20 protein-coding genes are annotated in these 25,925 nt (G+C 45.7%); all 20 read right to left on the bottom strand.

What is annotated here, in order from left to right; all coding sequences use genetic code 11:
* Positions 1 to 88: 88 nt before the first annotated feature.
* The 20 genes from OIU26_RS11085 to atpA all read right to left on the bottom strand — a co-directional run bounded on the left by OIU26_RS11085 (position 89) and on the right by atpA (position 25,918).
* Positions 89 to 4,105 carry an S-layer homology domain-containing protein gene (locus OIU26_RS11085; RefSeq protein ID WP_264216862.1) on the bottom strand — a complete coding sequence of 1,339 codons (4,017 nt, stop codon included), beginning with the start codon at positions 4,103 to 4,105 and terminating at the stop codon, positions 89 to 91.
* Positions 4,106 to 4,295: 190 nt separating this feature from the next.
* Positions 4,296 to 5,426, bottom strand: a complete 1,131-nt coding sequence (locus tag OIU26_RS11090; RefSeq protein WP_013373415.1) for a glycosyltransferase family 4 protein — start codon at positions 5,424 to 5,426, stop codon at positions 4,296 to 4,298.
* Between the two features lie 137 nt (positions 5,427 to 5,563).
* Entirely contained in the window at positions 5,564 to 6,325 is a 762-nt protein-coding gene (locus tag OIU26_RS11095; RefSeq protein ID WP_264216863.1) for a WecB/TagA/CpsF family glycosyltransferase, read from the bottom strand.
* Between the two features lie 8 nt (positions 6,326 to 6,333).
* Entirely contained in the window at positions 6,334 to 7,470 is a 1,137-nt protein-coding gene (csaB, locus tag OIU26_RS11100) for a polysaccharide pyruvyl transferase CsaB (RefSeq protein ID WP_264216864.1), read from the bottom strand.
* A complete protein-coding gene (locus OIU26_RS11105) occupies positions 7,446 to 9,461 on the bottom strand; it encodes a DUF5693 family protein (protein ID WP_264216865.1) in 2,016 nt (671 codons plus the stop codon). Before OIU26_RS11105 ends, csaB begins: the two co-directional genes overlap by 25 nt.
* A gap of 260 nt (positions 9,462 to 9,721) precedes the next feature.
* The gene (locus OIU26_RS11110; protein ID WP_264216866.1) at positions 9,722 to 11,440 is read right to left on the bottom strand and encodes a phospho-sugar mutase; all 1,719 of its coding nucleotides are present in this window, start codon (positions 11,438 to 11,440) and stop codon (positions 9,722 to 9,724) included.
* Between the two features lie 97 nt (positions 11,441 to 11,537).
* The gene (gene fabZ, locus OIU26_RS11115; protein ID WP_013373420.1) at positions 11,538 to 11,984 is read right to left on the bottom strand and encodes a 3-hydroxyacyl-ACP dehydratase FabZ; all 447 of its coding nucleotides are present in this window, start codon (positions 11,982 to 11,984) and stop codon (positions 11,538 to 11,540) included.
* A gap of 897 nt (positions 11,985 to 12,881) precedes the next feature.
* Positions 12,882 to 13,094 carry a DNA-directed RNA polymerase subunit beta gene (locus OIU26_RS11120; protein WP_007432733.1) on the bottom strand — a complete coding sequence of 71 codons (213 nt, stop codon included), beginning with the start codon at positions 13,092 to 13,094 and terminating at the stop codon, positions 12,882 to 12,884.
* 10 nt (positions 13,095 to 13,104) lie between these two features.
* Positions 13,105 to 13,932: a flagellar hook-basal body protein gene (locus tag OIU26_RS11125; protein ID WP_264216867.1), complete on the bottom strand. Its 828-nt coding sequence runs from the start codon at positions 13,930 to 13,932 to the stop codon at positions 13,105 to 13,107.
* Between the two features lie 13 nt (positions 13,933 to 13,945).
* Positions 13,946 to 14,830 (bottom strand): flagellar hook-basal body protein, encoded by an 885-nt coding sequence (locus OIU26_RS11130; RefSeq protein ID WP_013373422.1) that lies wholly within the window; start codon positions 14,828 to 14,830, stop codon positions 13,946 to 13,948.
* Positions 14,831 to 14,953: 123 nt separating this feature from the next.
* Entirely contained in the window at positions 14,954 to 15,952 is a 999-nt protein-coding gene (locus OIU26_RS11135) for a rod shape-determining protein (protein WP_016324820.1), read from the bottom strand.
* A 171-nt stretch (positions 15,953 to 16,123) separates the two neighbouring features.
* Positions 16,124 to 16,411 carry a sporulation transcriptional regulator SpoIIID gene (gene spoIIID / locus OIU26_RS11140; protein WP_013373425.1) on the bottom strand — a complete coding sequence of 96 codons (288 nt, stop codon included), beginning with the start codon at positions 16,409 to 16,411 and terminating at the stop codon, positions 16,124 to 16,126.
* Positions 16,412 to 16,611: 200 nt separating this feature from the next.
* Positions 16,612 to 17,352 carry a peptidoglycan DD-metalloendopeptidase family protein gene (locus OIU26_RS11145; protein WP_264216868.1) on the bottom strand — a complete coding sequence of 247 codons (741 nt, stop codon included), beginning with the start codon at positions 17,350 to 17,352 and terminating at the stop codon, positions 16,612 to 16,614.
* Between the two features lie 70 nt (positions 17,353 to 17,422).
* Positions 17,423 to 18,859 (bottom strand): stage II sporulation protein D, encoded by a 1,437-nt coding sequence (spoIID, locus tag OIU26_RS11150; protein WP_264216869.1) that lies wholly within the window; start codon positions 18,857 to 18,859, stop codon positions 17,423 to 17,425.
* 217 nt (positions 18,860 to 19,076) lie between these two features.
* On the bottom strand, positions 19,077 to 20,432 hold the full coding sequence (gene murA / locus OIU26_RS11155; protein ID WP_016324823.1) for a UDP-N-acetylglucosamine 1-carboxyvinyltransferase: 1,356 nt from the start codon (positions 20,430 to 20,432) through the stop codon (positions 19,077 to 19,079).
* A 323-nt stretch (positions 20,433 to 20,755) separates the two neighbouring features.
* Positions 20,756 to 21,007: a DUF1146 family protein gene (locus OIU26_RS11160; RefSeq protein WP_013373430.1), complete on the bottom strand. Its 252-nt coding sequence runs from the start codon at positions 21,005 to 21,007 to the stop codon at positions 20,756 to 20,758.
* A gap of 346 nt (positions 21,008 to 21,353) precedes the next feature.
* On the bottom strand, positions 21,354 to 21,767 hold the full coding sequence (locus tag OIU26_RS11165; RefSeq protein ID WP_013373431.1) for a F0F1 ATP synthase subunit epsilon: 414 nt from the start codon (positions 21,765 to 21,767) through the stop codon (positions 21,354 to 21,356).
* Positions 21,768 to 21,837: 70 nt separating this feature from the next.
* A complete protein-coding gene (atpD, locus tag OIU26_RS11170) occupies positions 21,838 to 23,238 on the bottom strand; it encodes a F0F1 ATP synthase subunit beta (protein WP_013373432.1) in 1,401 nt (466 codons plus the stop codon).
* Between the two features lie 122 nt (positions 23,239 to 23,360).
* Entirely contained in the window at positions 23,361 to 24,227 is an 867-nt protein-coding gene (gene atpG / locus OIU26_RS11175) for an ATP synthase F1 subunit gamma (RefSeq protein WP_013373433.1), read from the bottom strand.
* 176 nt (positions 24,228 to 24,403) lie between these two features.
* Positions 24,404 to 25,918, bottom strand: coding sequence for a F0F1 ATP synthase subunit alpha (gene atpA / locus OIU26_RS11180; protein WP_013373434.1), 1,515 nt, complete (start codon positions 25,916 to 25,918; stop codon positions 24,404 to 24,406).
* Positions 25,919 to 25,925: the final 7 nt, after the last annotated feature.

The raw sequence follows: 25,925 nt of genomic DNA on the forward strand, positions 1-25,925 counted from the left end.
ATTTATAAAAAACATCCCTCTCATGTATATGAAAGGGAATTTCCTTTTCTCATGGAGGGATGTTTAATAATTTCAGGTTGTTGAAGGATTAAATTTTAGGAAGCAGTTTTTTATCAGCCATAACTTTAGCTACAATAATGGCTGCATCTCCACGCAAGGTCAGGGAAGTAGGATTAAACATATATCCTTTTTTCAGATCGCTTGCATCAACAGGTGAACCCGTAATAAAGCCTTTCTTGGCAATAGCCAACACAGATGCCTGTGCATAGTAATCAATTTTGTCCGCATCTTTAAAGGTCTTAGACAGATTCTTCATGATCTTGTCATGATCTGTTTCAAGCTTCAAATTCAATGCCTTAGCGATAATGACTGCTGCATCTTGGCGTGTGATTACATCTTCCGGCATAAAGATTCTTGGTTGCGAACCTTTGACAATACCAGCGCGTGCAGCTGTTTCAATATAACGATAATCATAGAGCGCATCTGCTGATATCGTATTTGGAATAGACACGTCGTCAAAATGCTTCGCTCCGCTGAAATTAAGCGGAATTTGCAGCCCTTTGACAATCATCGACGTGAATTCGCCTCTTTTAATGTAGCTGTCAGGTCCAAAGCTATTAATTGGATCCATCGGGTTCATAACACCCTTAGCCAAGATAGCTTCGATATAATCTCTAGCGTATTTGTGCTTAATGACATCACTATACGTTTCCCCAACCTTAGCGACTACATAGTAGCCGAAGCGGTCAAACGGTACTTTAATGGTATGTTTCTTCGGATCCACCACACCACCAATGTTCTGCCAATCCTTCAAATCAGAATCAAAATAGAACACTGTCATTTGTTTCCCTGCATCCTGAGCAATACTGCTATCATACGTCAGCGTCAATGTAGCACGTTTGGAAGGTACTAGCTCGTTAGACGGGTCACGCCAGTAAAAGTTTTTGATCTTGCTGCTATCATTTTGTGATTTGTTAGCCAATTGATAAGGATCGGCACCATACGTTACCGGATCGTAAGCATCTGTTTTGATATCATCTGCTGTACCTGGGTCAATCCAGAATACTGGACTGGACTTGGTAAAACGACTTGGGAAATCTCTGTTGAAGTATTTACTTCCATCTGCAATCAAGCTCCGCATGTCGGACAATGCTTTTTCAGTTTCAAATTCATGACGGTCTACCACACCATCTTCGCTATTCGCGATCGCAAAGTACAAAGTATGGCCAGAGAAAACCTGATTTTTGAATTGCTGTGGTTGATCGTAATCCCGACGGATCAGGCTCGTTCCTTTCGCGAAAGCAAGTGTAAGATTACCATCGAACACTTTGTGCGATGTTTTCATCGCTTCCATGTACTGCTCGCCAGGAATATTAGTAGGCACATATTTAACAGTAATGGTCTGTTTTAATTTTTCCTTGCCTACTGTAACCACTACATCAATTTTATTATCTTTGTTGGCTTTTAGACCTGTAACGATGGCTTTGTAGGTTGATGGGTAATCAACAGTACCATCGTAATCAGAATCAAAGCCTTCTTGAACTGCTTTTTCCTTACCTACCATAACACTATCTGCATTACCTGCGTTCACAACAACTTGCACAAAGTTTTGATTCACGATTCTTTTTTCAGGAAGCGGACGCAAGATATCAAAAGATGTGGATTGACCGGATACTTGCAGTCGGAAAGTAGCAAACGGTCCGCTCTTGCCGCTGTTGTACAAGGTAATATTATAAGCTACTGGCGTTCCATCTTGCGAAATAGTTTGGTTTTTCAATACAAAACTGAAATACTTTTTGTCCGGATGGTAGTATACGAGCAGGTCTTTCAAATCTTTGCTTGTAAACTTATCCGTAGTAGCACCAGAGTTGTATGCAGTTTTGGCATCTTCCGCTGAGAAGAACTCGTTATTCAGCGTCCAGTTTACCTCACTGTCGTCCGAACCTTTAATTTCTAAAATGTATTGATCTTTATTGGCAATATCACTTAACGAACCACTCACCTGATCCGCTTTACCCAAATCAGCAAGACTGAAAGTACCAAAGATATTGATATTTTTCAGCGATGTATTGTAGTTAGTGTCATCTACTTTAGTGAAGTTTGCATCTTTTGATTTCGGTGCAATTTCGCTATATTTCGGCGTATTGCTCAGACCGCTAACGGGTGTAAAAGGAATAATTCCTTGTGTGTTTGGAACAGGAATTACTGGAATATTCGTTTGTGTAAAGTTTACTTTTACCGTATTGCTATACTCGATGCCTGGCTTGAACACAAATTTGATTTCATTATTTCCGTTTGCCAGTGCGTTGGCAGCCGCTGTTTCCGAGGAAGCAGCCAACTTAAAGTTCGCTCCTGAGCCATCAAGATCAACTAATACGTTGTTCACATACAAGAATACATTTCGGTTACTGCCAGTGTAGTGAATATCCGCAGCATTACTCACGTCCAGCAATTTACCTTTAAAATAACCTAATTGATTCAGTTTGTACGTATTTAAGTTTGCACTCGATGTATTCAACGGAATTTGTTGACCATCATAAATGGTATCGTATTTCATGAATGGACCCTGCAATAAATTAACAGTTGCCTTGATCAATTTACTTGAGTCACCATTCAGGTAAAAATTCAGTACGTTTTGTCCTTCTTTAGGCAAAGTATCTACGTAAGCAACAATTTTTTTCACTTGTGTTGACTTACCATTAATTGTCCGAATCACATCTTGGGGTGAACCCACGGTATGAACCGATACACCAGAAAGCTCGTTAATTGAGCTAGGCGTACCATTAACAATGATAAACTCCATACCTACAGGCACTGATGGAGCATCAGTAGTCTTGTTCTTCATAGAACTTCCTGTTAATTTCATGGCTTCATCTATGGCAGCTGCTTGATCAGACCCGCTACCCTTGATTCTATTCAACAGCTGATTATTAAGATCCGGGAGAAAGTTCACGTCATCAATATAAGGCTGTGTGCTGCTGCGCAATGTAAATTGAACCGCAGATGCATTGGAACTCGTTCCATTTGCAAAACCTACACTCAGAGATGCACGAATCAAGTGGTCGGTTACGATGCCATCAGGCAATGTTACCTGGAACGGATATAATTTGTAACCAGTAGATGTAACAACATTTGCTGTATCAATCGTAGCATCAATTCCATTGGTATCACCAATTGCGCTACCGTTATTGCTTACGTCCGTAAATCTAGCATTAATTTTGCTCACTACTGGATCAGTTGCTCCGGAAGGAACCAGAACATTACCTTTCAAAACCACACCGCTCGTAGACGATACAGTAAAGTCAGGCGAAGTCGTCAGATCAGCAGACACATTTCCGTCCTTGTTCAATGTCAGATCAGAAAATTCAGGTTTACCCGTATAAATCGTGATTTCACGCGTAACCGTAAGAGCTTGAGTTCCGTTACCCACTTTAATCGTCACTATATTTTTACCCGGGCTGAGTACAACACTTCCTGTTAGCTTATAGCTGGTATAGGAGTTAACAGTATACGTATTGCTACTTTTTGTAGAAGTAAGCGTTACACTGTCAGCATTAGGCGCCGTACCTTGAATGACTACTTTCACATCATCCGTACCGCTATTTCGTGCGTCTGTCAGTACCGCCGTTTGATTCTCAACTAACTGCTGGGTTTCACCATTCAGTGTGGCAGACAGATCATACAGCTTGGGTCCATCCTGATACTCAATGTAAATGGAGTCCTTCATTTCAGCCGAATTTTGACTACTTTGGAATGTAATTCGGTTCAAACCAGGAAACAGTTTAATGTCTGAAATTTGAATCGTAGAGCCATTGACCGTAATTCCGCCCTTTTGACTCTCATTTTTATTAACTACGTTAAGGTTTGTTCCATTTTTAGAGAGTTGGAATACACTATACGATATAGTACTTCCATTCACTCCGTTAATCGTACCGTTAACTGTAACACGGTCGGTATTTACCATTCTGGCCGAATCCGCATCATATTTTTCATTTGGAAAAATGAAATAAGTTCCTGTCGCAGCATGAGCCGTACCTACCAGGGCCGCCGGCACCAAGCCAATGATGAGACCAACCGTCAGCAACATGGATAGCAATCGTTTCAAATCATTGTCCTCCTTTGATTCTGTCGCACCTTGGGGTACGTAATCATTCATTACTTTTTTTATCGGTAGCAAACATACAAAAAATTAGTAAATTCTCAAAAAAGGAGGGAGTTTTTTTACAGCAAACATCAAAAAAGCCTTCAAACCTGCGGTATACCGCTAAGCTTGAAGGCTTACATTTAAATTAAAATTATAATTTCGATCGCGTCTGGGAATCTGGTTTAGCCAACAACCGAATTAGTGTGTTAAGAACAGGACGTTTGGTTTTGCCAACGAGACCAATAACTTCTGCTCCGATCTGTAGGAAGAACATCATGATACATATCACGACAAAGGTGACCCAGTTTGCTTCATTAAGCGCAGCCGACGATTGGATAACGGCTAATATACCGAAAAATACAGCAATACCGTAGATAATCAACACCGTCTGTCTGTGACTGAAGCCTAGTTCGCGCAAGCAGTGATGCAAATGGCCTTTATCCGGTGAGAATATCGGTTTTTTCTGCAACTTGCGACGAATAATAGCAAAGAATGTATCTGACAAAGGCACACCGATAATAATCAATGGGGTAATAAATGATACGATAGCAATTTGCTTGAAACCAAGCATTGAAAGCATAGCTAGAGAGAAACCTAAAAATAAGGACCCTGTATCACCCATAAATATTTTTGCAGGATGAAAGTTAAAAAATAAAAATCCGATAATACTACCTAACAGCACAAGGCAAAGCATCGCCACCATGTAATTGCCCATTAGTAGTGACATCACAGCGATCGTTCCAATCGCAATTCCTGAGACACCTGCAGCTAGTCCATCCAAACCGTCAATCAAATTGATAGCATTGGTCACACCTACGATCCAAAATATCGTAAGCGGAATGGAAATCCAGCTTTCTAAAGAAGAGTATGCATCCTGAAAAGGTACATTTACAAAATCCACACGAATATCAAAAGCAAACACGACCATACATGCCACGGCAATTTGAGCCAAAAATTTCAATTTTGCATTAAGATCAAAACGATCATCGAGAGCACCAATCAATGTAATCAGCGTACCGCCAATCAGAAAGGCTGCAATAAAGTTAATATCCCGCGAGGACAGCATTCCGTCAGGCACAAAAGGTAACATCGCCAATAAGGACAACAGAAATGCCAAGAAAATCCCCAGACCGCCAAGACGCGGCATAATTCGGGTATGTACTTTTCGGGCATTCGGCACATCGACGGCTCCAACCTTCACAGCGAATTTCTTGACAAGCGGCGTAAGTAACAGCGCAAGTCCCAGTGCCATGATGAAACCAATAATATAGATCAATAACATTTGATCATTCGACCCCCAATTTTAAAGCAATGCCTTTTCAGATGTAACCGCATTGAATTATACTCTGATCAAAAATAAATACCAAGCCTCATATTCTGGCAAATTAGCGGGTTTTAAAGGCAGATTCAAGCTATTTATCACACTTTTGTGACGTTTTCTTTTTCACGCATCACTTTCACTGCGAATTTCGGCAACGCAAGCATTCTTTTGTAACGACTAGGCTCTTTTAGGAGTCTATATAACCACTCAGCTCGTAGCTTTTGAAACAGTTTAGGTGCGCGTTTTGTTTTTCCTGATATAACATCGAAACTACCGCCGACCCCCATCATCACCGGTACACCCAGTTGTTCCTTATATTTACCAATCCAAGGTTCCTGCGTATCCGCTCCACGCGCTACAAACAACAAATCAGGGTTCGCTTCACGAATAGCCCTAATCACCGCTTCATCCTCGTTAGGACCAAAAAAACCATCGCGCTTGCCACAAACCGTAATTCTAGGATAAAGCTCATGTACCCGCTGAGCGGTCGCTTGAATCACTTCAGGCGTTGATCCAAGTAAATAAACTTTCCAATGATAGTTTTCTCCAGCTGCGAGCAATTCATGTAACAAGTCAAAACCTGCCACCCTCTCGGGTACAGGATGTCCAACATAGTTTGCAGCCCAGACCACACCAGTTCCATCTGGAACAATCAACTCTGCCTGCTTCATCACATTCATATACACTGGATCTTCCAATGCAGCCATGACCATAATCGGATTGGCAGTGATCACTTGATGGGGGCGGCGAGACTTCACCGCCTGAATTAATACATTTAATGTATCTTTCATATTAAGCCTTGATACCTGAACACCGAAAATCGGGACGGTAGGCACACTCGTAACCTTATCAACTGTCACTGTATCCATCATCCTTTGCGACACAAGTAATTAACGATATGCTGTGCTGGTAAGCGAGCCTCACTTTTTAACAATGCAATTGCTGCCCCTTGGCTCTCGATCCATTGACTACGCTGATCCAGCAGCCGCATAGACTCGTTAGCCAGCTTTTGCGCATCCAGTGCATCTGTAGTACCAACAGGCTGGCTACCAACACGGCTGAGGAAATGATCAATTTTGGGATCGTAGGATATACCCAACGGGGGCACTTGATGGGACGCTGCATAGATTAAGCTGTGCAGCCTCATCCCGATCATCAAACTGCATCTGCTGACCTCCAAAAGCATCTGTTGAGGATCGGTAACTTGGTCACACATACTGACAAGGCTTCCCGTCCCACTAATATCCCCCAACAAATCCATTACCATCCTTGAAGCCTGTTCATCGTCAGGTAAATGGAATGGTAAGAAACGCAAGTGAACACGGCGTTCCGCAGCTAATCTTTTTAAGCCGTCTGCAATAGCCGTTAAATCGCGTTGTTCCTTATCCCAGTAGCGTATAGAAATGCCGACGACTGGGAGTTCATTCTCATCAGTCTCAGTTGCAGCATCATGCAGCTGGGAACCGGAGGGCAAAGGAAGCCCCATTACAGGATCAGGAACAACCTCAACAACCGGACGTTTCAGTTTCATGGTACTCAGCAAAGCAGCAGATTGCTCATCTCTGACGGAAACATATTCACAGCGTTGAAATACAGATCGGATCATAGGATAAAATATCTTCCGTTGTACTGGGCCCATGCCCTGAGCGTATACAAACGTTGGCTTTCCAGCCCATTGAGCCAGTTTCAGAATCGCCAGATAATACGGAATGCTTTTAGGGCTTGTAGCATCCTGGAGCAGACTCCCGCCGCCACTAATGAGCCCGTCACTGTTTTTAATCGCTCTCCGCACTTCTCCCAGGCTCATACGCGGAACAGCTTCTACTCCGTACATTTTCTGTGTCCAAGCAGGGTCAGAAGATAGAACAACAGGCTTGATCGTAATCCCCGCCTGACGGCTTTCCTCTTCTAAAGCAGTCAATATCGACTTGAGCACCGCTTCATCCCCACTATTGTGAAACCCGTAATAACCCGAGATTATTATCGTTTTAGCTGTGGTGACCATTTCTTCCAACATCCTTCCAGCACTTGCCACACGACAATTGCGATGATTCCCAGCACCAATCCAAATCCCAATCCCAACAGCCCACGACTAAACGAGAGTGCTGCTGGAGAGTGAATGTGAGCAAAGGTATCGACCATCGAGGCTTGACCAATAGCAGCTATGATCAGCAAATAGATTGCTTTGCGATATTTCAAAGCCAGGAATGCCCCTACAATAAACAGTGGGTGAGCCATTAAGAATTCCTTATTGCGCGGACGTACACCAAACGCATTCTCCAGGAAGTTACGGAAAACCAGCTCGGTGTTCGACACTGTACCTGCGTTTCCAGTACGAGTCAAATAGTAGTAGCCTGCCGCTGCGATAACAGCCAGTGCGATAACCCACAATACAGTAATCGGCGTACGTAGCAGTTTGGTGATTTCCTCCCGTATAGAAACGCCACGATAAAAGAAAATATAAATCGCCGCCAAGAAGATCGGCAGAATGTGAAGCAAGCTTACACCTCTAAATTGGTTTAACACCAGGCTGTAGGCAATGCTGTTCAACAGCGCAATAACAAAAGGCACTGCAGCCAGCGACAAGATCGCTGTCTGTACGTACAGTATAAGCGTGCGAGTCAATCGTTGACCTACAGAAAGTTCAGGCCCCTGTTCACGTTTAATTCTGATCGTACGCACTGCAATGATCATTGCAACCGTAGGTCCGCTAATCGCTGCAAGCAGCGCCAAACCTTGTTCCATCAAGCTGGAGTTCAAAACATAAAGCCCAGCAGAACCAACCAAACCGAGTGCAAATGCCAGCAAAGTCAATGCCGGAACGAAATAGGACACCATAATGGAGAAGAAAGCTAGCGCACCCAGTACGACGATCATTTTGAGATAGCGCTGAATGGAGGAATCAACCACTTGGAACGGTTCAGCTTGTCCAAGTTCAAACCCTTTTTTCTCCATTCGTTGTACAGCGTTGCCCGGTTTGTCTAAGCTGTGGATCAGGTTATCAACCGAGTCTTTCACCTTGGCCTCAGCAACACTGCGGCTAGGCGCGGTATTCAGATACAACATGCGAATATTCCGATCCTTGGTGGCGAGTGCAAAACGATCGGCCAACGTTTCCACATCGAGTGTTGAATCTTTATCACTTAGTGAGTATAGACGCACAACATTATAGTGGATATCGTAAGCGAGCTTATTGAAGCCTGCCTGCGGTTTCTTTAAGTTTTCGATAGCAGCTAGGCCGATATCGTATTTGTTCAGCAATTTAGCAAATGCCGCTAAGCTATGCTCTTTCTCGTTATCAGTAAAGCCTTTGACTGAATCCCCTTCAAACAAAATGCGCTTTACACCATTTTGCTGAAAGGAAGCCAGCATCTCTTCCGTCAACTCCTGGTTATAGGGAAGGCTGTCACTCATGCGTGGAACAATAAAAAATCCTTTACTCCGGAGCTGCTTCATAGCAATCGGGTCAGGCTGCATAGGCTTGAGATACGCATCCTCTGGGGATGTTTCCACAACAAGCCCTTCCTGTCCCTGATAACTCCACGGCTTTACGTTGATGCCCAGACTTGTAAACGTACGTAAAATTAACGGCTTTAGTGCTTCAGCATTTTCTTTGTCAGCGAAAACAACGTACGTATAATTCTCATTTGCAGGTGAAATACGTTTTTCCAGATCCGCAACATTCTGAGTCGTATAAGTTACAATGCGGCCCGCTTTACGGAAGTCATCCAACGTACTTTCATACATCGCCATGCTGTTCACACCAGCCTGTTGTAAGCGGTCAAGCTGCTCATTCAGATAGTCCTGCGGATGAGCCTGATACGAAGCCGCCTCCGTCAAATCCCGATAATCGAATACAATCTCTACTTTTTTACTCGAGGATTCTGTCTTTACACGATCGGCGATAACTGGAATGGAAGCCAGCAAGCCAACCGCAACCAGAATCCACAACCATTTTCGAGAAGCTGTATTCCAATACTGCCATTTCTGATACACCAAAGAACCTCCTTAATATTCGGGATTTTGCAAAATTCAATGCTGCCCACCTTGCCATTCTACTCTTGAGTAGGCCACTCATTGAATTTTGCAAAATCCTCCGTTGCCGGAATAAGCCTATTTTTCAAAAGCCTCTTCCAGGTTATTCTGCAATACAGAGAAATGACCTCCACGGCGTACTGCCCTTTGCCGTGAGAGGTCACCGATTACTTATTCCATATCTAATTACCTTAACCTATTCTATTATAAAGGGAATTTTCTCAAGCGTCTACGCGGGCCATAACAGCATCGACCAGCTGACCGATTCTTTGCTCCGCGTCTGACAGCGAGGAACCACGTACTGCAAAGTATACTTTGATTTTAGGCTCTGTGCCCGAAGGACGCAGGCAGAACCAAGAACCGTCCTCCAATAAAAACTTGAGTACGTTTTCCTGCGGAAGTCCGTCCAAGCCTTGCGAGTAGTCCAGTACTTTGTCTACCTTCACACCTGCAATCTCTTGAGGTGCGTTGCTGCGCCAATCCGCCATTTTGCTCTGGATTTGCTCCACTCCATCCTTACCCTTGAGTGTACGAGACTCCAGCTTTTCAAGGAAGTAGCCAAACTGCTCGTATAGCTCTTGTAAAACATCATAGAGCGTCTTGCCTTGCGTGCTGTAATAAGCAGCAGCTTCGGCGATCAGCATGGCCGCCAAGACAGCATCCTTGTCACGTGCGTAATTTCCTGCCAGATAGCCGTAGCTCTCTTCATAGCCAAACAGGTAGGTATACTCGCCAGTTTGGTCAAACTGGTTCATTTTCTCGCCAATATACTTGAAGCCGGTTAGCGTGTTAAACACTGTTGCTCCAAAATGTTCGGCAATGACTGCACCCATCTCGCTAGTTACGATAGTTTTGATAACTGCACCATTATTCGGAAGCTTGCCAGTTTCTTTCAGTTGATTCAGCAAGTAGTAAACCATAATTGCGCCGGACTGATTACCGGACAATACCACATATTCGCCATCACGGTTTTTCACAACTGCCCCCATACGGTCAGCATCAGGGTCTGTTCCGATCAACAGATCTGCACCAATTTTCTCACCCAGCGCAATGGCCAGCTTGAACGCATCACGTTCTTCCGGATTAGGCGACTTAACGGTCGAAAATTCTGCATCTGGCTGCTCTTGCTCAGGCACAATATGCACCTGTTCAAAACCTATTTTTTCCAGTACACGACGAACAGGTATATTTCCAGTGCCATGAAGAGGTGTAAACACAACTTTAAAGTTCTTGCCCGGTCCAGCTGCAATCAGTTCTCGGTTCACACTCACAGCGGCTACCGTATCCACAAACGCTTCATCTTCCTCTTCTCCAAGCCAAATCAACAATCCCTGTGCCTCTGCTTCTTCACGTGTCAGACTTTTGATGTCAGCAAAAGAAGGAACCTCACGAATGTAGCCAATCACCTTTTCAGCCTGATCTGGAACAAGCTGACCACCTTCATTATTGTATACCTTGTAACCATTATACTCGGGAGGATTGTGACTCGCCGTGACAACAATTCCTCCACTGGCTCCCAAATGACGTACACTAAACGAAAGCTGTGGCGTTGGACGCAAGGAAGGGAACAACTTAGCTACGATACCATTGCCCGCCAGCACCAAAGCTGCATCCAAAGCAAACTCTGGCGAAAAATGACGCGAATCATGTGCAATGACAACCGAAGGTTTGCCTTCTTTGCCAGCATGCTGCTCTAAAATATAGCGAGCGAGCCCTTGAGTCGCACGTCCGATCACATAACGATTCATCCGGTTACTGCCTGCCCCAATCACTCCACGTAGACCGCCTGTACCGAATTCCAGTTCTTTGTAAAAGCGATCCTCTAGTTCCTGGTCGTTGCCTTGCAATGCGCGCAACTCCTGTTTGGTTTCTTCATCAATATAAGGGTCTTGCAGCCAGCTCTCAATGCCTTCTAATGCTTTTTTACTCAACTGCGTCATACGGAATTTCCCCTCTCCATTTTTGGGTTGTCAAAACAGGATCTCTATGTACACATGCACTCGGTTCAGACGTCGTGCTTATGTCGGCAGGGCTTGTCTATTGGGGTGGGTCTGATAAAGCAAACATAATCTCGCCCTCAGCTACTACTGTGTCGCCCACTTTCGCCGTAGCTTTCCCTTTACCAAAAGCACCTTTGGAACGAGTGATTTCCACTTCAAGTGTCAGCGTATCCCCAGGGACTACCTGTCCACGGAAACGGAAACCGTCCAACCCTGCCAAAAAGCCGATTTTGCCGCGATTGCTCTCTAGGTGCAGTAATGCGACTGCTCCGACTTGAGCCAACGCTTCAGTGATCAACACACCAGGCATAACGGGATAACCCGGAAAATGTCCAATGAAATGAGGCTCAGTCATCGTTACATTTTTAATGCCTACTGCTCTTTTACCTTCCTCCAGTTCAATAATACGGTCCACCAACAAAAATGGCGGTCGATGCGGAATAATCTCCTGAATTTGATTAACATCCAATTGCAATTTGTCCATTTACCTTAATAACTCCTCTCGCTTGCAGATTTGACTCTGTTCAGCCAGAGTTACTGCAAGCATAATATTACCCCGCTAACGCTGTATAAAAACAGCTCATCACGGCAACAATGTTAGATATCCTTCACCTACTGCAGAAGTGAAGGTTGAGATAAGGGGCTTTTTCCGCCGGTTACGCAACCAGAGGCGAGAAGAAGCCCTTTTGCTCGTGCTTGGTTTTACCCCGTAGTGTTATAAACTCCCCATCATTATACATTCATCAGATGCAAAAAGAAAATTATGCGGAAGTACCATATTTGTTGCTCCTATTATGGAGTGAAGCGAAGTTTCATTTTGAATCAAGGGGGACAGGCTGCGCGATTTATTTGATCTTCCGATCGCTGTTGCCCCTTAATTTTCTCATTCTACAAAAGCCTGTAAGGTTAAAATTTAGGGGCAAAGGCGAACGCTACCGCTTCTCCAGATTCAAATAAACCTCTCCGCCTAGTTACTTTTGCTCAAAAAGAAAGCTCGCCTCAATAATACTCGCTTGTCGCGAAGAGCAGAGAAGGAACCAAAGGCTTCTGCAATTGTCTCCAAGGACGTAAGATGTCCATCACTACGTTTGAAGGATTCTCCATTGAAAACATAACAAAACCCTGCGCCACCTGGCACAGGGTTTTGTTTCCTATACGCCCCACACAAATTGCGGGTCTATTTACCTTAACAAGAGTAGCTCTGATGGCGAGTAGCAGCGGAGCGGGCAGAATTGTTCTGGAGAAGCGCAGCGTTTGCCTTTATCCCCGGATTCAAACCTCAAATGTTAAAATCAAAATAAATCTGGGGATAACAGCAATCGGAAGAACAATCTGCACGCGGAGCGTCCATTTCTCGCCACAACCACTCTTTTAAAGTAAACTAAGGCGCAAATATAAGATCAATGACATGCTGCCAGGTTTTCCATTCAAATACGCCTGCCAGCCCTTGCTTACCTACAATTACATATCCTGCAATTAAGCCGCCTAACAGCGAGAACAGGAGCAGCAACGGAACTACGAAATAACGAGCAGTACGCCAGCGGGATTTAGTCTTTTCAGGCACCGGACGGGAATCAGATTGTTCTTCCTTCATCACCAAATCCTTAAGCCCTCAAATTATTGGCCAGGTTCATCATCGTATCGCTAGAGGTTAATGCCCGTGCCGCCATTTGATACATCCGCTGGACTTGCATCATATCTGTCATTTCGCCCGCTAAATCCACATTAGACTCCTCAAGATAACCGGAACGCACAGATACGTCCGTTGGAACAGCACCTGCCACCCCAGCTGCCCCGAATACATCGGCTTCTGTCACACCATTTGCTAACACAAACAGGTTATCATCCCGCTGTTGCAATCCTTCTGGACGCTGTACATCCATTAGCTTAATTCGCTGACCAACTGTCGGAGCGCCAGTTCCATTAGCACGAATTAGCAATTCGCCATCGGAGTTAATAGCTACTTTGGAACCCGCTGGCGCAGTCACAGGAATATCGTTATTATCCAGCACAGAATAACCTTCGGCAGTGGTCAACATCATCGTCTCATTATCATTCGGATCAGGAATAAAATGAAAGCTGCCGTCACGCGTCCAAGCTTTTTGCCCATTTCCCTGGATTTCAAACAAGGCATTCCCCTGGATCGCCAGATCCGTAGGAAGTCCCGTCTCCTTGAGCGGACCTTGTTCCATATTTTTCATAATTGAGGTCGTTTTGACTCCATAGCCCAAATTATAGCCGAGCGGCATCGCCCGTCCATTTTGGAGATACGTTGAAGGCTGTTGCTGCACATTAGCCAATACATCTTCAAAGGAACCTTGTTTACTCTTATAACCAACCGTATTGACATTGGCGATATTATCGGCAATTAAATCCAAACGCTGCTGCACACTGGCCATAGACACCATTGCGCCAATCATGGAGTTGTTCATCACTTACCCCCTGTTATACACGGCCTACTTCGTTAACGGCCTTGTCCAAGCTTTTATCATAAAATTGAATAACCTTCTGATTCGCTTCATACGCTCTTAACGCAGCCATCATGTCCACCATCGACTGAGCAGCATCTACATTAGATACTTCCAGATAGCCCTGGCGAACAGATACAGTATCATTAGCGGTCATCATTCTAGCCGTAGCACCATCCGTATCATTCAGGCGGAAATTACCGTTGCCCTCACGAACGAGCTGGTACGGCCGATCAATCACACTAATTCCAAGCGTCGTTCCGAGCAACTGGTTGGATTGGCTGTCCACCAATTGACCCCGTTCATTTACTTTAAGCGCTGAGACAGACCCCGTCAATTGAATTGGGTTTCCATTCGTATCCAACACTGCTGAACCAGTCGACGAAAGCAATGCTCCCGTTCCATTTACTTGGAAATGCCCATCACGTGTATAGCGGACATTACCATTATTGTCCCGTACCGTAAAAAACGCTTCTGGACGATAGGTGACTTCACCGTTAGCATTGATGAATTTTCCAGCCTGATCAAAAGCCATAGGTCGACCAGTAGCCGGGTCGTTCACATTAATATTGGACTGTAACGCAAAATCCGTAGTTTGTCCACTATCCTTCAACGCTCCCTGAATGTAAGGAGAGAGGCTTTCCTCAGCAAAAACGCCAGTATTGAGCTTGCCGACCGTACGGTCCGGGTTATCAGGGTTTCCCCCCGTCATGGAAATAAGCATTTCGGGGAATGAGCGTTGAACGCTATTCTCCTGTTTATATCCCGTGGTATTCATATTAGCAATATTTTGCGTCACAGTGTCATGACGTCGTTGTTGTGTCATCATTCCGGCGGCCGCAGTATATAAACCTCTCAACATGTATCGTGCACCCCAATCCTATACTCTGCTCATCAATTATATGCCCGCATGGAGGCACTAAAGCCAAAATGCTAGGCAACCTGCCTGACCGCACACGAGTCTCTTATAGTCACTATCGGCAGATTAGAACTTTTTCTTAACCACATGATCCAAATTATCCAGCATAATTCCTGTACCTTTAACGACACAATGCATCGGATCTTCAGCAACCAGCACTGGAACACGCAATTCTTCAGCAAGCAGCTCGTCCAAACCGCTAAGCAACGCACCACCGCCAGTCAAAATGACACCACGGTCAATAATATCGGCTGATAGCTCCGGTGGGGTCTGCTCCAGTACAAACTTAGCTGCAGCTACAATCGCTGACACGGGATCTCTCAGCGCATCCTGCACTTCTTCCGCGGAAATACTTAACGTCTTGGGCAATCCGGATACCATATCCCGTCCACGGATGTCCATCTCAGCACGTCGTCCGCTCGGATGCACGGTTCCGATAGCAATCTTGATATCCTCAGCCGTACGTTCCCCGATGAGAAGCTTGTACTTCGTTTTTACATATTTCATGATGGCTGTATCAAATTTGTCCCCTGCCATTTTAATAGAAGAAGCTGTTACAACATCTCCCATAGAGAGAACTGCAACGTCTGTTGTTCCGCCACCGATATCTACGACCATGTTGCCGCTAGGCTCAAAGATATCCATTCCTGCCCCGATGGCAGCCGCTTTTGGCTCTTCCTCCAAAAATACTTCTTTCGCCCCGCTACGCTCTGCCGCTTCACGAATCGCTTTTTGCTCCACTGAGGTAATGTTCGTCGGCGCACAAATCAAAATACGAGGGTGGCTGTACCAGCTTTTTCCCCCTACCCGATTAATAAAATATTTCAACATCGCTTCTGTTACTTCAAAATCGGCGATGACACCATCACGCAATGGACGGATGGCTATGATATTACCAGGAGTACGTCCTACCATACGGCGCGCTTCTTCTCCGACAGCCAGAACTCTTTTTGTATCGCTTTCTATCGCAACAACGGAAGGTTCGTCAAGAACAACCCCCTTACCTTTGACGTGGATAAGCACGTTGGCCGTACCGAGGTCGATACCGATATCATTACTGAACATATTAAAAAGGCCCCCAAAGTGATATTTTAAAAAGCTAAGATTCGACAAGAAGCGGCAAATATATGTATAAACCTACGGTTACATGTCATTTTTCGTCTTGTACCATCTTTTAACATATCATACTTCAGGGGGTTGATTCAATGGCTTTGCCAGCCAATTCACTATATATTTTTAGGACTTTCCGGAAACAAGAATTCCCCTTCTTTTCCCACTCGTTTTTTTGTACTTAATTTTCGTCGCTTCACCCCCCCGCAGATGGCGGATGGATTTATGGTATTCGAGAATGTGCTTCACCTGATCGGCAAGATCCGGGTTAATTTCAGGCAGCCGTTCGGTCAGATCTTTATGCACCGTGCTCTTGGAGACACCAAATTCCTTGGCAATCGTACGGACCGTATTCCTTGTTTCCACGATACAGCGACCGATTTTGATGGTCCGTTCCTTGATGTAATCGTGCACGCTCCCGCCTCCCTACTGTGGATAGTTTGGTACATTATATGAGGAGCGTGCCTATATATTCGCGGTTTGGTGGGAAGACATGCTTCGGAAGGCCTATTTATTTGGCAAAAGCAGCTTATATTTACCTCATGCGCTAAAACTACACAAGAAAAAAGCAGGGAATTTGAATTCCCCGCTTTGCATGCAAAGCTATGATCCATTTATTTTTTAGGAAGCAGACCTGCTGGATTCACCGGCTTGTCATCCTGGTACACTTCAAAATGCAGATGTGTTTTCAAATCCTTTTCAAGCTCGTTGCGCCCTGCTGAAGCAATCACATCATTTTGTTTTACTTGATCGCCTTCTTTTACTTTCAGATCGCTCAAGCTTTGGTACACTGTTTTGAGATTATTATCATGCGTGATTTCTACGACGTTACCTACCAGCGGATGTTGTTCCACACGAGATACTTTTCCACTCAGAGCGGCTCTCACTTCAAACGCCTGATCGTCGGACCGAGAAAGGTCAATCCCCGTGTTAGCGGTAAATGTTTTATCGTACTCTACCATAGCTGCCGCTTGCTCATCAGCTGTCGCGTTTTCGTCAAAGAAAGGCTTTACGACCTTCACTGCGCTAGCATCTGCCACTGGCCACGAGATATTTTCTGACTGAGCAACAACCTCCACACTTTCTGGTTGTTGTTCGTTAACATCGGTACTCACTGCGCTTGTGCTTTGTACCGATGGACTAGCTGGGTCAGGTTTGAAAGACTTCTGGCTAGCATCCTGATAGACCCACACTAAGGTTAGTATAATGGCTGCTGCGGCAATGTAGGCTGCCGGGTATGCCCACCTTTTGGACAACAGCTTTTTCCACGAAGACGGCCGTGAAGCTCTTCCACCCTGAAAGGTTTTGGGTGTATCTTCATGATTTTGGTTCTGGTTTTTATTTTGTTCACTCATTTGCTCATCACCTCAGTAACCAGTGTTACCGGGCGCAACTCTTTTATACTTCAAAGTTACGAAAAATTTACTAACTTAGAATACGAGAGGCATTCGCAAAAGAAATGCCAGTATAATAGTGAAGAAGAATCTGAGTGGCGGTATGACCTTCCTTGGCCATTCCATTGGCTCCCCACTGGCTCATACCGACGCCATGGCCATACCCATAGGTTGTTATTGCAATCCGGTCCCCTTCGGTCTTCCACGTAAATTCAGCCGATCGCAGCCCTAGTTTGTTACGAATCTCCGGCCCCGTAAAGACCAAGCCTCCCACCTCAATCTTCTTGATGCGATGCCCTTCTGTCTTGGAGAGTATACGAATCTCTGGCATACTCCCACCTCCAGTAGAAGCAGTGACCGCAGCACGACTCAATCCCAATCTATCGAACACGCTTTGACGGCTCAGTGTGACGGTTTCTGTAAAACGGGGGGCCAGCTGCTTGTCCCATGGACTAGACACACTTCGTAAATAGGGCACGGCCTTCGCCCATACATCCTCTGAATTTTCGGTATAGCCGTTGCTGGTAGAAAAAAAAGAAGCTGTAATGGGTTTACCCTCATATACCATGATTGTATCCTTGGTCTCGCGCACAGCCTGGCGAATTTTTGCCAGATCTGCGGATTTACCAGAACGCTCCCATTCTCTAGTAAGTTTAGCTTTGGAGATGTAAGCCTGGTGTTTAACGGTATCTGTCACATCTGCGCCTGCCGGGGCGCCGCTGGTGTCATCAGCCAACAAACGCCGGGTAATGAATGTACGCGCGGCGATAGCCTGTGCTTTCAATGCCTCTTCCTCAAAGCTGGGCGGCATTTCAGCTGCTACTACGCCGACAATGTATTGCTCCAAAGGTAATGTCTCCGTCCGGCCAGTAGACGTAACGTACACCCGCACGTCCGGCTCTGCCACGACCGGAACGCTACGCGCTGGAGCAGCGGGTACGGCCGGTATCGGCGGAACACCCGGCAGGCGCGTGACGGGTGCCTCGCTCTTTGCCGTCGTATTAGACTGCGCGGGTGCGGCTGTGCGGCTCCCAGTCGGCAAAGGCTGCGCCGCCTGCCGAGGCCATGCCATGAGTGCGGGCACAGCCACGGCAAGCACCAGCACCCCTGCCATGGCTGCAAATGGCAGCCATGGGCGGCGGCTGCCCCAACGTGGGGCTCGCCCGGCTGCAGGTCGCAGATGCGGCTGCGGTCCCCGCCGCCTGCTTGCGTCGTATGTGTTACCGGGCGATGTTCCAGCGCCAGGAAGCATCGTACCGACAGTGTGTGTGGAAGTCAACGCTGTGGTACGCCGATTGGTCTTGGCGATAGTCGGCAATCCACCTGTTGATTCTGCATGCTGCTGCATATGTTTATTTTTCTGCAACAAAGTTGCTATAGAGCCAGAGCTTTCCTCCGCAAGTGAGGCCTGGCGATGTTCCTGAGGATGATGAATTGGTATACGGATGCGAACCTGTGAATCTTTCATAGGCTGAAACCTCCATCAAAGGGCTAAGTGTCCGGCTGAAAGTACAGATATTCTCCAGCAGATATTTTCAATCATATGAGGTCGTCCACTTTGATAGAACCGTTTTAAGAGAACTGAAAGAATGAAAAAGACAAGCAGCAAAAACACAAAAAAAACCAAGCCCTTTCGGACTTGGTTCTAATTGTTCAAGTTTATACCTATGCCAATAAGTTAAAGGTTAGGCGAGGGAAGGCTGAATCTTCTTGAACAGATTCCCCGGCGTTTCTTCTGCCACAACACGCTCTGTGCTAGCCGAATGATCCAGTTTGGATTCATCTACAGTCACTCTGTAAATATCCGCTCCCAATCCAGTCAGTTTCTCCGCCAAATGAACGTAACCACGATCGATGTGATGAACGCCAGATACCTCCGTTGTACCTTCTGCAATAAGTCCAGTCAGAATTAACGCAGCACCTGCACGCAAATCTGTCGAGGTTACTTTCGCACCCGTCAGCTTAGCATTGCCAGTTACAATCGCTGAACGACCTTCGACCTTAATTTCTGCATTCATGAGATGAAATTCATCCACATGCATGAAACGATTTTCAAACACAGTTTCCGTAATGATGCTCGTTCCTTCAGCAGCAAGTTGAAGTGCCATCATCTGAGACTGCATATCGGTTGGAAACCCAGGATAAGGCAGCGTTTTAACATCAACGGCCTTTAGCGGCTTATCCGCAATGACACGAATACCATTTTCATCGGGTTGAATCGTTACACCCATTTCTTCCATCTTGGATATAACCGGTCCCAAATGATCGGATATTGCGCCTTCTACATATACGTTCCCGCCTGTGATCGCAGCAGCAACCATATAAGTACCTGCTTCTACCCGGTCGGGAATAACCGTATGTTTTACACCATGTAGCTTCTCGACGCCTTCTATACGAATTACGCCTGTGCCTGCACCGCGTACTTTGGCTCCCATGCCATTCAGGAAGTTGGCGAGATCAACGATCTCAGGTTCCTTAGCAGCATTCTCAATGGTAGTTACGCCCTCGGCAAGAGTAGCGGCCATCATAATATTCTCGGTTGCTCCTACGCTGGCTACATCCAAATAAACTTTAGCTCCGCGCAGACGACCGTTACTTTTAGCTTCAATAAAGCCCTGGCCCAAGCTTATCTCGGCGCCCAACGCTTCGAACCCCTTCAAATGCTGATCAATAGGTCTTGTTCCAATTGCGCATCCGCCTGGAAGCGAGATTCTTGTACGTCCCAAACGTGTAAGCAATGGCCCCATAACCAAAAATGATGCGCGCATTTTCCTAACCCACTCGTAAGGGGCTTCACAGGAAATTATCTTCCGCGCGTCAACACGAATGACCTCGTCTTGGTATGTAACGCCTGCTCCTAAGGACTCCAGCACTTTGTTAATGGTCATCACATCGTCTAGAGGAGGTGCATCCATAATAACACTTTCTCCTTCTTCTCCTAACAGAGAAGCGGCGATGATCGGCAGAACTGAGTTTTTGGCTCCGCTGACTTTGACACTCCCGGTCAATCTGTTGCCACCGCGGACGATAAATTTGCTCATCTATGGTTCCCTCCGCGCGTCATTTCCCTTTTCCATTCTGGAAAAAAGAACATATTCCGCTATTTTCATGCCTTGCTTTTTCATTACATAAAAAAACAAGATTTTATTAATACCCTAACTGCCATCATACCACTGATTAAAACAAGTATACAAGCGTTTTTTACACTTGACGACCACCTGCGTTCTAACGGATTCAGGCTGTTATACATGTACGGTGCTTTTGTTTACCATTGTTAACAATATGGCATGATGTTATTCGACAATTCCTGCACATACAGAGTCATAAAGTCATATAACCCGCTTACTTCATGTTAAAACAAATTCTACAGCATCTGGCTCCAAGAGATGTAGCTCAATAAGAAACCAGAAACCAACTGTCCCAAAATAATAGCAAGAAACAAGTGCAGCAATCTGCCCTGCGGTCCTTTGGGTTGCCGGATTAGTAAATCCAGCTTTAAGCTTTGCAAAGCCCACCAAGCTAACGCTATACAGATGAGCGATACGATCATAGAGATCAGCGCGGTCATACTCGCCGATTGACTTAACTGTTCAGCCAACTGCTGCTTCCCGTTCATTCGTAATTCCTCCCATCTGCGTCACAGACTTCTTTATAATACTCGGCAAGCGCCTAATATGCTAGTGCTATTTCTGTTTCCAGTACATTTATTTCGACAAAATGTGAATAATCACTTCTGTTTCGCGAATTTAAAAGGTACTAAATACCTAGCTATCAACCTAGAAATAGGACTATACTTTTGGAAAAGACAGCTAAAAAAGGGCTCGATCACAGTGATCGAAGGAAGCAAAGGCGTCACTTTACCTTCTGCAGGCATTCTTGGGCAGAAGTTATGAAGTGGTCTCTTTGTCATTCCATCCGTATACTATGCCGAACCCTTTTTAAATTCCACTCAAAATCCAATATTAATTCTTATTGGTTCTGATACTTGTGGCATTCAATCGGTTAAGCGCCCGTTGCAGAGCGACTTCTGCCCGATGATGGTCTATCTGTTCCTGCTTGCTCTGGAGCCGCAGTTCTGCCCGCTCCCTTGCCGCACGGGCACGTTCCACATCAATATCTTCGGAACGTTCCGCACTCTCAGCCAAAATGACCACTTTGTCTTTGCGGACCTCAATAAAGCCCCCATTGACCGCAATCACTTCGGTTTGACCACCGATTTTAATGCGAACCGGTGCAATCTTCAAGGGAGTGACCAAGGGAAGGTGTCCTGGTAAAATCCCAAGATCGCCTTCCGAGCCGCGAACACTGATGCTGTTTACCTGTTCTGCATAGACCAGGCGCTCCGGCGTCACAATCTCTAGTAAATAGGTGCTCACTTGAATCCCTCCTGGAAGCTGTCCACAGACAGCTCACTTCGTAAGGCTCGGCTATTCTCTGCCTGTATGTTTACAACGTTTTAGCTTTTTCAACTGCTTCTTCAATGGCTCCTACAAAAAGGAAGGCCGCTTCTGGAAGGTTGTCATGCTTGCCTTCCAAAATTTCTTTGAAGCTACGCACCGTTTCTTTAACCGGTACATATTTACCCGGGAAGCCGTTAAATGCCTCAGCAACGTGGAAAGGTTGTGAAAGGAAACGCTGGATTTTACGGGCACGTGCTACCAGCATTTTATCTTCTTCACTCAACTCGTCCATACCTAGGATCGCAATAATATCCTGAAGCTCATTGTAGCGGGCCAAAATTTGTTTTACCCCTTGCGCTACATTGTAATGCTCTTCACCCACAACGTCTGGAGACAAAATACGGGAGCTCGATGCGAGTGGATCAACCGCCGGGTAAATACCCATTTCGGAAATTTTACGTTCCAGATTCGTTGTAGCATCCAAGTGAGCGAACGTTGTAGCAGGAGCCGGGTCAGTATAGTCATCCGCAGGCACGTAGATCGCCTGAATGGAAGTAACGGAACCTTTTTTAGTAGAAGTGATCCGTTCTTGCAATTGACCCATCTCAGTTGCCAGCGTAGGCTGGTAACCTACTGCAGAAGGCATACGTCCCAACAGGGCAGAAACCTCAGACCCTGCTTGGGTAAAGCGGAAAATGTTATCAATAAAGAGCAACACATCACGGCCTTCTTGGTCACGGAAATATTCCGCCATCGTTAGACCTGTGAGGGCAACACGCAAACGTGCACCTGGGGGCTCGTTCATTTGTCCGAACACCATCGCTGTTTTGTTGATAACGCCGGAATCTCTCATTTCATGGTACAAGTCATTTCCTTCACGTGTGCGTTCACCAACACCCGCAAATACAGAAATACCACCATGCTCCTGAGCGATATTGTTAATCAGTTCTTGAATGGTTACGGTTTTACCTACACCAGCACCACCAAACAATCCGACTTTACCGCCCTTGGCATAAGGAGCCAGCAAGTCGATAACTTTAATACCAGTTTCGAGCATCTCTGCTTGAGTTGTCAGTTCTTCGAAAGAAGGCGCTTGACGGTGAATCGGATTTCTTGCCGCTTCACTCATATCAGCACCATTGTCAATTGGCGTTCCAAGCACGTTAAATACACGTCCAAGAGTAGCTTCGCCGACAGGTACAGAGATAGGCGCTCCCAGATCTATTGCTTCAGCTCCACGAACCAAACCATCTGTGGAAGACATGGCAATACAACGCACACGGTTATCACCTAGATGTTTTGAAGCTTCGAGCGTCAGATCAATTTTGACTCCGCTCTCCAGCACAGTCCCAATATGAATAGCATTCAGAATTTCCGGGAGCTGTCCACGTTCAAACTCAACGTCGACAACCGGACCCATGATGCTCACTACGCGTCCTTTGTTCATCTTTTGGTTTCCCTCCTACAAGCTTGCACAGCCGCAAATCTGAACCATTCTGATTTGTTTTGCGCCCGCAGTTTATCATAATAGTGTAGACCCTGTTATCAAATAGTCGCAAGCCAGTCGTATTAAGACTGAGCGTTAGCCCCTGCGACAATTTCCGTAATTTCCTGGGTAATAGCCGCTTGACGAGCACGGTTATAGGTCAAGGAAAGCTCTCCAATCAACTTGGTAGCATTCTTCGTAGCAGCTCCCATCGCCGTCATTTTCGCTCCCAGTTCACTTGCTTTACCATCCAGTAAAGCGCCGTAAATGAGCGTTTCCGCATAACGGGGCAGCAATACTTCCAGCACTCCCTCTGGTGAAGGTTCATACTCATAATTAATTGAGGATGAAGCTGTAGCTGAATCCGGTGTTGCCATCGGCAACAACCGATCAACTGTTGGAATTTGAGTCAATGCGTTAACAAAGCGGTTATAGCATAGATAAAGCTCATCAAATTCTTTAAGTTCAAAGCCTTGTACGGCTTTGCTAGCAATCGTTTTGATATCTGAAAATGCAGGTGTATCTGATAGATCTGTTACCGATTCTGCAATAGGGAATTCACGACGTCTGAAATAATCCCGTCCTTTTCGCCCAATGATGAAAATCACGAATTCATCCTGTGAACGGTGACGTTCAGCAATCGTCTGCGTAACCTGTCGCAGAATATTAGCGTTATAACCACCAGCCAGACCACGATCAGATGTAATGATGAGATAAGCCGTCTTTTTAACCGGACGACTCTCCAGCATTGGATGCTTGATGTTATTCGCTCCAGAGGCAATACTACTCACAACTTCTTTGAGCTTTTCCGAGTAAGGTCGAGCCGACTCTGCTTTCTCTTGAGCTCTTCTCAGTTTGGAGGCAGCGACCATTTCCATCGCTTTCGTAATCTGCTTCGAACTCTGCACACTTTTAATCTGACGTTTAATGTCGCGCATACCTTTTGCCATGATTTCACCACCTTCAAGCTTTGGCCAAACCAAAGCTAACTTCATAAGATTAAAATCCAGCCGCACATATGTTAAAGGGCCTGTTATTGAGAGTAAAACATGCCAAGGAAGCCACAACCCAGAGGGTACGCTTCCTTAGGACATCTTTCATCATAAACAGGCAAATTCCAATATAATTAAACCGACGTGGCGAATGATTTTTTGAATTTCTCGATAGCTGCCTTCAAAGCTGCTTCATTATCAGCAACCAAGTCTTTCGTGTCGCGGATAGATTGAAGCACATCCTGATGATCGGACTCCATGAAAGACAGGAAGTCTTTTTCAAAACGTTTTACATCCGATACAGGGATATCATCGAGGAAGCCTTTTACAGCAGTATACAAGCTCACTACTTGTTGCTCTACAGCAAGCGGTTGGTTAACACCTTGTTTCAAAATTTCCATCATACGTGCACCGCGATCGAGACGGGCCTTAGTGGATTTATCCAAATCGGACCCGAATTGGGAGAACGCTTGAAGCTCGCGATATTGAGCAAGATCCAGACGCAGGGAACCTGCAACCTTTTTCATCGCTTTAATCTGAGCGGAGCCACCTACACGAGATACGGAAATACCTACGTTGATCGCCGGACGTTGCCCTGCATAGAACAAGTCAGCTTCCAGGAAGATTTGTCCATCCGTGATGGAGATAACGTTAGTTGGAATATATGCAGAAACGTCGGAAGCCTGTGTCTCGATGAATGGCAATGCGGTAAGTGATCCGCCACCCAACTCATCATTCAGCTTCGCTGCACGTTCCAGCAAGCGAGAGTGCAGGTAGAAAACGTCACCCGGATATGCTTCACGACCCGGTGGACGGCGCAGCAACAGGGAAAGTTCCCGGTAAGCAGACGCTTGTTTAGTCAAGTCATCATAAACAACGAGGACGTGCTCGCCTTTGTACATAAAGTACTCACCCATGGCACAGCCAGAGTAAGGAGCAATGTACAGCAATGGTGATGGTTCGGAAGCAGATGCCGTAACGACAATCGTGTATTCCAGCGCACCATGACGACGCAATGTTTCAACAACTTGAGCAACCGTGGATTGTTTTTGACCAATAGCAACATAAATACATTTCATGCCGTTGCCTTTTTGGTTCAAAATAGCATCGATTGCGATAGAAGTTTTACCCGTTTGACGGTCACCGATAATCAACTCACGTTGACCACGACCAATCGGTACCATCGCATCAATAGCTTTAATTCCTGTCTGCATAGGTTCATGTACCGATTTACGGGCCATAACGCCTGGAGCCTGACTTTCAACCGGACGGAATTCTGTTGTAGCAATCGGTCCTTTACCGTCTACTGGTTGCCCCAGCGGGTTAACTACACGCCCGATCATTGCTTCGCCTACAGGGACTTGCATGATCTGGCCTGTACGTTTTACTTGACCACCTTCACGAATGTCGGAGAATTGACCCAAAATAACAACACCGACATTGCTTTCTTCCACGTTGAGCGCCAAGCCCAATACGCCAGTGTCGAATTCGACCAATTCACCGGCCATAACTTTTTCCAGTCCGTAAACGCGGGCAATACCGTCGCCGACTTCAACAACAGTGCCGACTTCAACGACCTCGATATCATTTTTATATTGTTCAATCTGACTTTTAATCAATGAACTGATTTCCTCAGGTTTGATACTCAAGTGTGTT

Origin of the sequence: Paenibacillus sp. BT-177 (assembly GCF_025846815.2) — a bacterium.
Lineage (GTDB): Bacteria > Bacillota > Bacilli > Paenibacillales > Paenibacillaceae > Paenibacillus > Paenibacillus polymyxa_C.

Excerpts from the sequence above, each read along its gene's own strand:
- OIU26_RS11090 (WP_013373415.1), bottom strand. The coding sequence starts at position 5,426 with ATGTTATTGATCTATATTATTGGTTTCATCATGGCACTGGGACTTGCG.
- csaB (WP_264216864.1), bottom strand. The coding sequence starts at position 7,470 with ATGGTCACCACAGCTAAAACGATAATAATCTCGGGTTATTACGGGTTT.
- OIU26_RS11110 (WP_264216866.1), bottom strand. The coding sequence starts at position 11,440 with ATGACGCAGTTGAGTAAAAAAGCATTAGAAGGCATTGAGAGCTGGCTG.
- fabZ (WP_013373420.1), bottom strand. The coding sequence starts at position 11,984 with ATGGACAAATTGCAATTGGATGTTAATCAAATTCAGGAGATTATTCCG.
- OIU26_RS11120 (WP_007432733.1), bottom strand. The coding sequence starts at position 13,094 with ATGAAGGAAGAACAATCTGATTCCCGTCCGGTGCCTGAAAAGACTAAA.
- OIU26_RS11125 (WP_264216867.1), bottom strand. The coding sequence starts at position 13,932 with ATGAACAACTCCATGATTGGCGCAATGGTGTCTATGGCCAGTGTGCAG.
- OIU26_RS11130 (WP_013373422.1), bottom strand. The coding sequence starts at position 14,830 with ATGTTGAGAGGTTTATATACTGCGGCCGCCGGAATGATGACACAACAA.
- OIU26_RS11135 (WP_016324820.1), bottom strand. The coding sequence starts at position 15,952 with ATGTTCAGTAATGATATCGGTATCGACCTCGGTACGGCCAACGTGCTT.
- OIU26_RS11145 (WP_264216868.1), bottom strand. The coding sequence starts at position 17,352 with ATGAGTGAACAAAATAAAAACCAGAACCAAAATCATGAAGATACACCC.
- spoIID (WP_264216869.1), bottom strand. The coding sequence starts at position 18,859 with ATGAAAGATTCACAGGTTCGCATCCGTATACCAATTCATCATCCTCAG.
- murA (WP_016324823.1), bottom strand. The coding sequence starts at position 20,432 with ATGAGCAAATTTATCGTCCGCGGTGGCAACAGATTGACCGGGAGTGTC.
- OIU26_RS11160 (WP_013373430.1), bottom strand. The coding sequence starts at position 21,007 with ATGAACGGGAAGCAGCAGTTGGCTGAACAGTTAAGTCAATCGGCGAGT.
- atpD (WP_013373432.1), bottom strand. The coding sequence starts at position 23,238 with ATGAACAAAGGACGCGTAGTGAGCATCATGGGTCCGGTTGTCGACGTT.
- atpG (WP_013373433.1), bottom strand. The coding sequence starts at position 24,227 with ATGGCAAAAGGTATGCGCGACATTAAACGTCAGATTAAAAGTGTGCAG.